Origin of the sequence: Niallia taxi (assembly GCF_004005475.1) — a bacterium.
Lineage (GTDB): Bacteria > Bacillota > Bacilli > Bacillales > Cytobacillaceae > Niallia > Niallia taxi.
In genome coordinates this window covers 449,715-459,324 of record NZ_RZTZ01000003.1, presented here as the reverse complement: position 1 = coordinate 459,324, position 9,610 = coordinate 449,715, and the positions used below count along the sequence as shown (strand labels likewise).

At 32.8% G+C, this 9,610-nt stretch carries 12 protein-coding genes, 5 pseudogenes and 1 riboswitch; of the genes and pseudogenes, 13 read left to right on the top strand and 4 right to left on the bottom strand.

From position 1 onward, the window contains the following. The 3 genes from EM808_RS29765 to EM808_RS11490 form a co-directional block, all read left to right on the top strand. A partial coding sequence (locus tag EM808_RS29765) for an IS3 family transposase (RefSeq protein WP_164849636.1) occupies positions 1-109 on the top strand: 109 nt, incomplete at its 5' end. Positions 110-256: 147 nt separating this feature from the next. After that, the gene (locus EM808_RS29100) at positions 257-367 is read left to right on the top strand and encodes an HNH endonuclease (RefSeq protein ID WP_235856597.1); all 111 of its coding nucleotides are present in this window, start codon (positions 257-259) and stop codon (positions 365-367) included. Next, positions 364-852 (top strand): SMI1/KNR4 family protein, encoded by a 489-nt coding sequence (locus EM808_RS11490; protein WP_127738339.1) that lies wholly within the window; start codon positions 364-366, stop codon positions 850-852. Before EM808_RS29100 ends, EM808_RS11490 begins: the two co-directional genes overlap by 4 nt. Before the next feature lie 83 nt (positions 853-935). Here the strand turns inward: EM808_RS11490 and EM808_RS29095 are convergent. Continuing rightward, positions 936-1,055: pseudogene (locus tag EM808_RS29095) on the bottom strand (recombinase family protein); the annotation flags it as partial. A 29-nt stretch (positions 1,056-1,084) separates the two neighbouring features. Between EM808_RS29095 and EM808_RS11480 the strand changes: the two are divergent. From EM808_RS11480 to EM808_RS11435, 9 genes and pseudogenes are all read left to right on the top strand, one after another. Then, a pseudogene (locus EM808_RS11480) lies at positions 1,085-1,397 on the top strand (HNH/ENDO VII family nuclease); the annotation flags it as partial. A 29-nt stretch (positions 1,398-1,426) separates the two neighbouring features. Further along, a pseudogene (locus EM808_RS11475) lies at positions 1,427-1,954 on the top strand (suppressor of fused domain protein). 22 nt (positions 1,955-1,976) lie between these two features. Then, positions 1,977-2,072: pseudogene (locus tag EM808_RS11470) on the top strand (endonuclease V); the annotation flags it as partial. Positions 2,073-2,174: 102 nt separating this feature from the next. Beyond that, complete coding sequence (locus EM808_RS11460) at positions 2,175-2,645, top strand: SMI1/KNR4 family protein (protein ID WP_127738338.1); 471 nt, start codon at positions 2,175-2,177, stop codon at positions 2,643-2,645. Positions 2,646-3,043: 398 nt separating this feature from the next. Then, complete coding sequence (locus EM808_RS11455) at positions 3,044-3,265, top strand: recombinase family protein (protein WP_412973742.1); 222 nt, start codon at positions 3,044-3,046, stop codon at positions 3,263-3,265. Continuing rightward, positions 3,255-3,638, top strand: coding sequence for an immunity 22 family protein (locus EM808_RS11450; RefSeq protein WP_127738337.1), 384 nt, complete (start codon positions 3,255-3,257; stop codon positions 3,636-3,638). The genes EM808_RS11455 and EM808_RS11450 overlap by 11 nt, the downstream gene beginning before the upstream one ends. Positions 3,639-3,887: 249 nt before the next feature. Continuing rightward, positions 3,888-3,995 (top strand): annotated as a pseudogene (locus EM808_RS29090) (TIGR01741 family protein); the annotation flags it as partial. Between the two features lie 472 nt (positions 3,996-4,467). Further along, on the top strand, positions 4,468-4,953 hold the full coding sequence (locus EM808_RS11440; RefSeq protein WP_127738336.1) for an immunity protein YezG family protein: 486 nt from the start codon (positions 4,468-4,470) through the stop codon (positions 4,951-4,953). A gap of 492 nt (positions 4,954-5,445) precedes the next feature. Continuing rightward, on the top strand, positions 5,446-6,726 hold the full coding sequence (locus EM808_RS11435; protein WP_127738335.1) for an SGNH/GDSL hydrolase family protein: 1,281 nt from the start codon (positions 5,446-5,448) through the stop codon (positions 6,724-6,726). Between the two features lie 280 nt (positions 6,727-7,006). After that, positions 7,007-7,088, top strand: a riboswitch (cyclic di-GMP riboswitch). 312 nt (positions 7,089-7,400) lie between these two features. On the opposite strand, the gene EM808_RS11430 is transcribed toward EM808_RS11435, so the two are convergent. Together EM808_RS11430 and EM808_RS11425 are read right to left on the bottom strand one after the other, a co-directional pair. Next, entirely contained in the window at positions 7,401-7,880 is a 480-nt protein-coding gene (locus EM808_RS11430) for a hypothetical protein (RefSeq protein ID WP_164849635.1), read from the bottom strand. A 37-nt stretch (positions 7,881-7,917) separates the two neighbouring features. Next, the gene (locus tag EM808_RS11425; protein WP_127738333.1) at positions 7,918-8,133 is read right to left on the bottom strand and encodes a hypothetical protein; all 216 of its coding nucleotides are present in this window, start codon (positions 8,131-8,133) and stop codon (positions 7,918-7,920) included. A gap of 135 nt (positions 8,134-8,268) precedes the next feature. Between EM808_RS11425 and EM808_RS11420 the strand changes: the two genes are divergently transcribed. Continuing rightward, positions 8,269-9,138: a PhzF family phenazine biosynthesis protein gene (locus EM808_RS11420; RefSeq protein ID WP_127738332.1), complete on the top strand. Its 870-nt coding sequence runs from the start codon at positions 8,269-8,271 to the stop codon at positions 9,136-9,138. 24 nt (positions 9,139-9,162) lie between these two features. On the opposite strand, the gene EM808_RS11415 is transcribed toward EM808_RS11420, so the two are convergent. Further along, positions 9,163-9,465, bottom strand: a complete 303-nt coding sequence (locus EM808_RS11415) for a hypothetical protein (RefSeq protein ID WP_127738331.1) — start codon at positions 9,463-9,465, stop codon at positions 9,163-9,165. Positions 9,466-9,610 lie beyond the last annotated feature (145 nt).

Below are 9,610 nucleotides of genomic sequence, written 5' to 3'. Positions count from 1 at the left end.
AGAATTCAGTGACTATGTTAACTGGTATAACAAGCTTCGAATCCATGGAACACTAGGTTATGTAAGCCCCATTGACTACAAACAATCGTCCCTTAAAAAAGCTGTTTGATTTAATGTTGACAATCCATGATACTCAATTTAAAGAATGTATAAAGTTATTAAAAGAAGCGATTAATCAAGGAAAGGTTATCTAAAGAATTATTCCCTTCAAAAACAACTTAGGGATATTGAAAATGGGGAAGCTAGAATTAAAGGCTTGAAATGGAATCATCATCAAGTGCTTGGTAAGATGCAACTTGTAGTATCTAAAACGCATAAAGTTAATCATTTAGGTGGGAATAAATTATGGGGAGATGGTATTAGATGAGTAATGTAAAATGGAGATCATGGGACGAACCAGTGACTAAAAAGGAAGTGGAGAATGTTGGAGAAACATTAGGAGTGAAATTTCCCTTAGATTATATAGAAGTTGCTATGAACTTCAACGGTGCACATGTTAGCCCTGAAATATTTCAAGTCGAAGGAAAAGAAAAGGTCTTCGGAACATTATTAACATATGACAGTGAAGATGATGAACATATTGTAGAAGTCTTCAATGATTACAAGGATACTCTTCCAGAGAAAATAATACCTTTTGCTTTTGACCCAGCAGGAAATTTAATATGCTTTGATTATAAAAATCATGAAGATAATCCAATTGTTGTCTTTTGGGAACATGAGAACGCTGCTGAAAAAGAAATGTTAATGGAAGAAGAAGGATTAACAGAAGAACAGGCTGAAGAGCGTGCAAGAGAAAATGTATTTTACGTTGCAGCAACATTTACAGAATTTCTGGATAAACTGCATGACTAAAATTGAAATAAGATAAGGCAAAATGTATTAATAATAGTCACAAAGGGTTGTTATTTTCTTGCTGTGATATTAAAAGCATCGAGCAGCCATTTTACAGTATCCTGCTTTCTGTAACCAAAAGTTGTCCTTCCTCCTGCATATCCACCTTCCTTTGCCTTCTTGTTTCTTCCCCTAGTTAGTTTAAGGGCGATTTCAAGCCGTTGAATTGATTAAGGGTAAAGGTAATCTTGATAAAAAATATAAAAGACCTTCTGGATATAGAAAAGGCGTTAGAGATGAAGTCTGGGAAAAAGCTAAAAATACAGATGGTAATGTAAGAGACCCACTTACTGACACACTTATGAATAAAGATGAGCCGTGGGATATGGGGCACAAACCAGGTTATGAATATTGAAAACACCAACAAAGTGCAATAGAACGAGGTATATCAAGGAAAGAATTTATAGATGAACATAATAATCCAGGGCCATTATTATCCAGAATTGCCTTCCTCAAATAGAAGTCATAAGGGAGAAGATTTAACAGATGATTATTTTGGTGATTAATAATTAATTATGATTGTAGGAGGTTTAGTATGAAAGTTACTAAAGCGAACAAAATTATTGCAAGAACAGCTTTAGAGCATTTGGGGGAAAACCTATTGTCTTAAAGTATTGGGATGAAGATAATGTGAGCAATGTTGATATCTTATCGACTATAGATAGACCTTATGAGGGTGTTACTTCTTATTCTACAATTGGTTTATCTGATTATTCAATTGGATACTCAATTGATGAAAAACCTTTGCGAGTGGAAATTGTGGGGGCTAGTGCAACCATGTTTGAACTCTTTCCGAATGTATTATCTACATGTGCTTTCAATATAATAAATACAAAGTTGCCTATCATACATGATGGAACATATATTATTTACTTCACCTTTTTTATGGGAAAAACTTATCTCCCTAGACTTTATAGATAAGAAAGTTACGTGGTTACTCGCAGTACCAATTTCTACAAAAGAGTTATTATTTGCTGAGAGATAAGGAACAGATGCCTTAGAAGACCTATTTGAAGAAAAAGACATAGATATATTTGATATAAGTAGAAATTCAGTCATATAACTATTATCTAACTCTGAATAGCCTTGCTTATCGTGAGTTGCCATTAGTAGTTGAAGCAGCAATGAAACTAGCAAATGAAACTGATTTGTATATGTTTGATGGAAATGGATATCTGCATTCCTCTTGGTATACACAATATTACTATTCATAATGGCGGTAGATCTACCGGAATGTGGGCAGATGTACCAAGATAGGATAGTCTAAAGAAAGGGGGAAAACAATGAAAATGAAACATGATACTATAGTTACGCCATTGCCTTCAGAAGAACTGATTAAAAAACATGAAAAGTTTTGGCGGCTGAGATTACCAGAGCCTTTTGTGAATTTTGTGAAGTTGTATAATGGAATAGAGGTTGAAGAAGCGACATTTGAATGCAACAATCGTGGTTATGCAATAGAAAGGTTTTTATGTATTCTTGATGATATAGAAAATAACACCAAAGGTATATATGACATAGATGTTGTGTTTTCTCAAATTGGTGAGAGATTAACCGACAATGAAGATTTGGTAGGAGCTGAGGTATTGCCTATCGCTAGTGTATTTGCGGGTGACTTCGTGTGCTTAGATTTTAGGCACAATAAAGAAAATCCATCTGTATGCGTGTGGTCTCATGAGGAATCAGGTGAATTTGAACCTATAACATTTAAAGTGGCAGATGATTTTGAAGAATTTTTAAAGTTCCTTGATTAGGAATAACATAGCATGATATTTTATAGCGCTTGATTGCATTTAAAGCATTAAGTGCTTTTTTGTGTGTAATATAGTTAATTGAGCGCAATAAATTATACCTGCTTGAAATAGAGACCCCATGGTGGCTATACCATCATGGGGTACGGTTGTAATACTTTAACTATTGAAAAAGTGCGAGAAACGAGGGAGATGACATTTTATATGGCAGGGATACTTATGATACTGCAAAGCACTTAAACTAACGAGATGACAATGCTCGTAGCGATAAACAATGGATAATTCAAAAGGTGATATTAACCAAACAGAATAAATATAAAGGGTTATTATTTTCTTGGAGAGAATCGTATAATACTCGCTATTCGCTAAATTGTAATTTTCGTAACGGAAGGGTGATGAAATTGAACGTTATTGGGTATATACGAGTTTCAACACAAGGACAAGCGAGAGATGGATATAGTTTGAAATATCAAGAAGAGGATATTATAGCATATTGTGATGAAAACAACTTGAACTTGATAAACGTTTTTAGAGATGAAGGAATCAGTGGTGCAAAACTGAATGAAGAATGGTGTTATGGATTTACTAGAGGGCTTAAGGAGGTAATAAATTATGAAAAATGATGTTTCTTTGTGGTTAGGAAACTTTCAAAACTTTGATGAGCTAGAAAAGTATACTGAAGTAAAATATGATGAAGATGGAGATAGTATTCCTTCAACTTTTGAAAAGGAATTTAAATTAGGCTATTATGATAGAGATTTAATAGAGAAGGATTGCATACCAGATGCTGAAGATGATATAGAAAAGCTTCTAATAGATTTTTCATATGATGATCAGCTGATAAAACAGTTTATAAATGTTAAATTAATTTCTAAGTATAATACCATTATTTTGATTTACAACTACAATTATGCTAACGATGGTAAAGCTATAAATTCAGTAAGCAATAATGAATACGAACTTAATTTTATAGGTACAGCTGAATATGTAGACTAGATTAATACATCTTCTTCGTACTATAAGGCACTTGGTTGTTAATACAACAGGTGCTTTTTTATGGCTAAATACGCAAATGGTAATTTACAATTAATTAAAAGAGAAAATAGACCTTCTCATAGTAGGAACACACTAGAAAAAGAAAAAGGAAAAGAAAAATACTATGAAGGAATTTGAATATATATTTAGTGATTTGCAGTAGATATAATTTCCATATGTATCGAATATGTGGGGCAAAAAGCTGATAAGGAAATGATTATATGGAAAAATAAATATTTAGGTGAGATTCCAACTGATGACAATTATAAAGCATTAATTGATAAGTATCATAGTGAATTTCCGAATAATCCTATTTAATTTAACAAGTAAGTTGGAAAAAAATAAATGGCTATATTTGCTCGTGGGTTTAAAGAAGGAAAGATTTATTATATATAGCAAACCATAAAGCGCTTGATGTTGCCGATTAGGTAACAAGTGCTTTTTTTATTAGACAATTATGTTTTGGGTAACATGAATGATGCTGATGCTATATTGAAATTCATAGCTCATAAAGGTAGAACCGCCTTGGAGTATTGATTTTATATTCGGATTTTGTGAGATGTACGATAAACAGAGAAGACGTTTTATATAGCGAGAGTAGTTATGACAGGGAGTTAACAAACCAATGAGAATGACAAAGCTTGTGGCGAAGAACAATGGGTAAGTTAAAGCGGCGTTGTTTTATTGTGTAAGAAAATTAATTCTGTAAGGCCCGTTACTTTAACATAAAATATAGAATTGATGGGAAAAAATTATAGCCAGTTTGAAAAATGTATATGGAGGAAAGTAAATGAATACAGAGAACTTGGAAAGTATTTATCAAAAAGTAGCTATGCAGTTAAACATTATTATTCCAGAACCATGGGAAAAAGTAATCGTATACTCTGAAGTTGATGAATATAGTGATTCGACGGTTTTTTTCTACTATCCAAAAAATAAGCAGGAACCGATATACAGTTTAGATATTGAAGATATGGAAGGGATTGATGAAGACGAGACTGATCGTCAATTAAATCTTCTTGACAGTATTTTTAGAGATCTATGGGAAGAATTTAAAAGAAATAAGCAGGAACCTTGGACTAATTTAACATTTGAGTTATATTCTACGGGTAAGTTTGATGTTGAATTTGATTATACATTATTAGCCGAAGAAAATAATTATAATCATTATGAGAGATTAATTATATGGAAGTATAAAAAGTTAGGAGTTTCTCCTGATGAAAAGAGAGAAAGTGATGTGAAACTTATTAGAGAATATATTAATAAACAAAAATGATCTCTACTAGAGTTAAAGATATAAGGTGTGTGAAAATAAAACTTCAAATGAATTCAATTGTCGATTTAACTAGTATCTATGGATGTGAATATTTGTTAGAAAACAGATAAATGATTTGTGTTTAATAAGTAAATGTTAATAGCTTTTGTAGTGATTTTAGCTTAATTTGAAAAAAGAGCAACTTTTCCCCTCTATAAATTAGAGGGTTTTTTGTATTTTATGGTGGTTACATATTCCGCTGTATCGGTATCCAAATAGTATTGGAAAGATTCTTAGTTACAAGTGAATTAGAAAAATAAAAAAAAAGATATGTCCGGAAAACTAATTTATTACTATGAGAAAAATACTTAGCCACCACTTAGAATGTATATTATCCATTGAGGGCTAGGACTAAAAGGCTGAGAGGAATCATATATTAGTTAAAATGTACTATACATATATTATGTCCGTGTGTTAATATCTCCAAGATAAGATAGAATAAGGGAGCAATATATGGGGAGAATTAAAGTAAATAAAACTTTATGGATACTACTGACATTATTCATAGTATTTGTGGCTGTACTCTGCCTTGGAATAAAATATCAATCACACAAAACAAAAGAAGTAACAGCAATTAATATAAATATTGAAGCAATTAATGATGAAAGAGCTAATAAAGATAGATTGCTGGAAGAAAAGATTAAGTGGATAAATCAATATATCGAGAACGAAAATATTGATCAACCTAAAAAAGAAATGACAGAGGCTGAATTTTTTGTGTTACTCTCAAAGGCTTATGGTGTTTCTCCCACGGTTACAGATACTTCAGAATATTGGGCAGCCGGATATTATCAGAAAGCAGTAGAGGAATATAAATATAAATCTCTAGATGTAAAACAAAGTAATAAAAAAATTAACCATTTACGTGCTGCAGAAATAGTAAATATGGTTCTTGGGGAAAAGAACAAGGGGAATGATAGCATCAATTTCCTTAACCAGAGTGGTTTTAATGACTTATTCGATCAAAATGCTCTATATAACAATGTAACTAGAAAAGAAGGAATAGAAATTATTAAGAGAACATTAGAAAATGGGTTTTACACTTTTCAAGAGCTTAATGAAAATAATAAAAGGACATTCATTTTTTTGGGAGACTCCATTTCATTAGGATGGAATGCTGATACTAATTCTCCAAAACATATGCCAACTAAGTATGGGTTTCCATACATAATCGGTAATCAATATGAAAATTTTCATATTGTTAATTTGGCGTCTCGTGGTGCAACTACTGGAAATTTATTGAATGATTTGGACAATCCTATCTATCAATCAAAAATCAGAAAATCTGACTTAATCTGCATTGATATTGGGAGTGTGGACCTATTAGGGGCTGCTAATGATTTTTTAGAAAAAGTACGAAGTGGAAACGGAGCATTACCTACAGTGAAGCAGATTAGTGCAATACAAGATGCCGCTAATCAAGCGATGATTAACTTAGATAACATAGTTGAGACGATTAGAAATAATACTAATTCACCAATATATATAGTGGGTTTATATAACCCAATCCCTGCAGGTACAACAGGAGATGAATTTGGTGATTTAATTATTAAAAAAATAAATAAACATTATGAGAATATAGCAATGAAAAATAAATCGGTGATGTACATTGATAGCTTCAGTACATTTAATGGGAAAGAAAGTGATTATGTAATTAGTGGAGAAATTCATCCAACCTACGAAGGGCAAAAAGTTTTAGCTACTTTGCTTTCTGAGGAATTACCTAAAGAATAATAGATTAATTAAGAAATTTATTAACATAAAAGACTAATGATACATAACTGTAAGTTCCCGCAAAACAATAGTACCCAACCCAAATCTATTGTTTTGATGTCATAGTTTTCTTTTCTAACCTTAAAAGCCCGATGTTCAATGGTGCTTTTAAGGTTTTTTTATTTTTTGAACACACGATGAACTACTAACTAGTTCTTATTATAAAGTTAACAATACTGTAATCTCTTGTTAATGGTAATAATATCTTCATAGTGTTAATATATCCATATTATCTTTCCAATCCAGACAAAGGCAAACCATATTGAAAAGATGGGACGCAAAGTCACAGGTCTAAGGAATTCTATGATGGCTGGACTACCTCGATTGAATAATCATCAAGGGGAGTGTCAACATGTTTTTCAAAGCGATAATTTGTCTATGTAAACGTAGACATAAATTCAGTTATTATACTGATAAGTGTGTTCGATGTGGAAAGAAGAGAAAGATCTCATAATAAGTTTAATGCCCATCTACTTTAAGAGAAGGGCTTTTTTTATTTTTTTTGAAAGACTGGGTTATATTACCACTATGCCTTAAGTATAGATGGTAATATAATACCATTTATAGGTCTTAAATCCTATCCAAGGTATCTTATGTTAAACTCACACACCGTTAGATACCTTGGTTTTAAATTTTCAAGAGGAATACTCCTGAAAAAGTCTTCTTAGAGATTCCTTCTTAAAATGAGAAACTGTAGGCTTTGCTTCTGTGTACAGCAGGAGTTCTGTATAAACAGCAAAAGGATTTTCATCAAGCAGACCGATTAACTCATTTAGGTCTTCCCTCACAATAACGGAAAAAGTAACAGCAGTCTGTTCCTTGAATTCTACTAAGCTGACACTGATATGCTCTAAAACCTCTATGTCTTCTTCAGCCATTGGTTCTGTGATTACTGCCTGTAACTTTATTATATTTTCAGATGTATCAAACTCTTCTGGTGTGTCTTTAAAAACCTCTTCTAAAAAAGGATAATCCGAAATCCTGCTTTTTCTATTGCAATCTTCAATAAGTAGAAATCCAATAACATAGTTCCAGCCATCTTCCTTTGTTTGCATAAGACGAAAAATTTCAAAGTTTTTCATCCTCAGCTCGCCAATTAGGTATACCTCTGGCATTTTCAAAGTATTACACCTTCTTTTTTTAGAATTTAATCTACTCGTAAAATGCTCTTTTGAACTGAAATGACAATCTAATAATATAGGCTTTGTCCACTTCATTGTCATAGTATCTTGAATATTCCCCTAAAACAGTCACATATCCTTTTTTGAAATGATAGATGAGCTGTTTATCATTTTCTTCACTTTCATATGCTAGTAGGTCATTGTGTAAGAATGCCTTTTTAGGTTTGTCATATAATAACGCGACCACCTATCTCCTTAAGGTTAAAGATAATAATAACAAAATAACAAATTGGTGTCTTCAAGGTAGTGAATAAATCAAAAACAATCTAAAATAGAAGCTAACGAGCATACAGGAAAGATAACTAAAGAGAGGTATAAAAAGATGAACATACAAGTATTTGTAGTAAATGCCTTTACGAAAAACAAAGCAGGAGGCAATCCTGCCGGAGTTGTAGTAGCGGGAGACGGACTGAGTGCCGGTGATATGCAGTACATCGCTACCGAAATGGGATTATCTGAAACTGCTTTTATTCAAAGCTCCGCAGCAGCTGATTATAAAATTAGATACTTCACACCAGCAGCAGAAGTAGATTTATGCGGTCATGCCACAATCGCAAGCTTTGCCCTTTTGGTACAAAAAAATATCATAAACAAAGGCAGCTTCACAATTGAAACAAAAGCTGGCATTCTACCAGTAAGAGTGGAAGGAGAAAAGGTATTTCTCACACAGAATAATCCTGAATTCAGCCAACAGTTGGACAAAAAGGATATTGCCCTGTCACTTAACATTTCAGAGACAGATATTATGGATGACCTGCCAATTGAAGTTGTCTCAACAGGCCTAAAGGATATCCTGATTCCAATCAAAAATAATGAAGTGCTGCAAAGCCTGCAGCCGGACTTTTATAAAATTGAAGAAATAAGTGCAAAGCATCAAGTTGTGGGCTACCACGTCTTTACATTAGATACTAATACAAAGGCAACAGCCTTTTGCCGTAATTTCGCACCACTCTATGATATTAACGAAGAAAGTGCAACAGGCACAGCTAGTGGAGCATTGACAGGCTATCTACATAAACACAGATTAATAGATCCAGCCAGCACAAGCCTAATATTTGAACAAGGTCATGCGATGAAAGCTACATCTGAAATTATCTCCCGTTTTAATGTGGATAGTCATAATAAAATACAAAATTTGGAGGTTGGGGGAGAGGGTATCTATATATCTTCTAAGTGGATAGAACTGCAATAAAAATAGGAGGGGGAGTCTCCCTCCTTAAGCAATAAAGTCATTAGGATAACTAGTCTGAAAATGATTGAGCAAAGAAGGCAATTGCTTTTGGAATGCAAGGCAGATCTGCTGTCCGGCAGGGTAAGGATAAATTGTCTTATTGCAAAAAATACAAATATCCTTTTCTTTAAAAATATGCATAACGTTTAAAGGGAATGGCCTCTTTTTGTTTCCCACTAGAAACTGATATAGATGATCATTAATGCGGAAATTTATTTGATAACCATCGAAGGAGCTTAAGTTGCTGATTTTTACGTCTTGATATGGTAACCCTTTAACATTTTGCATAAAGTGCATCTCCGTTTCCTCTAAGTAAGATATTTATATTTATTATATTATCAAAAGTAAGCGCGTTCAATTATTGTTAATTATGTTGTTTTTTTTTCTGTAAATGAACTTGAGATAAATAGCAAAAAGCCGCTTATCAGCGGCC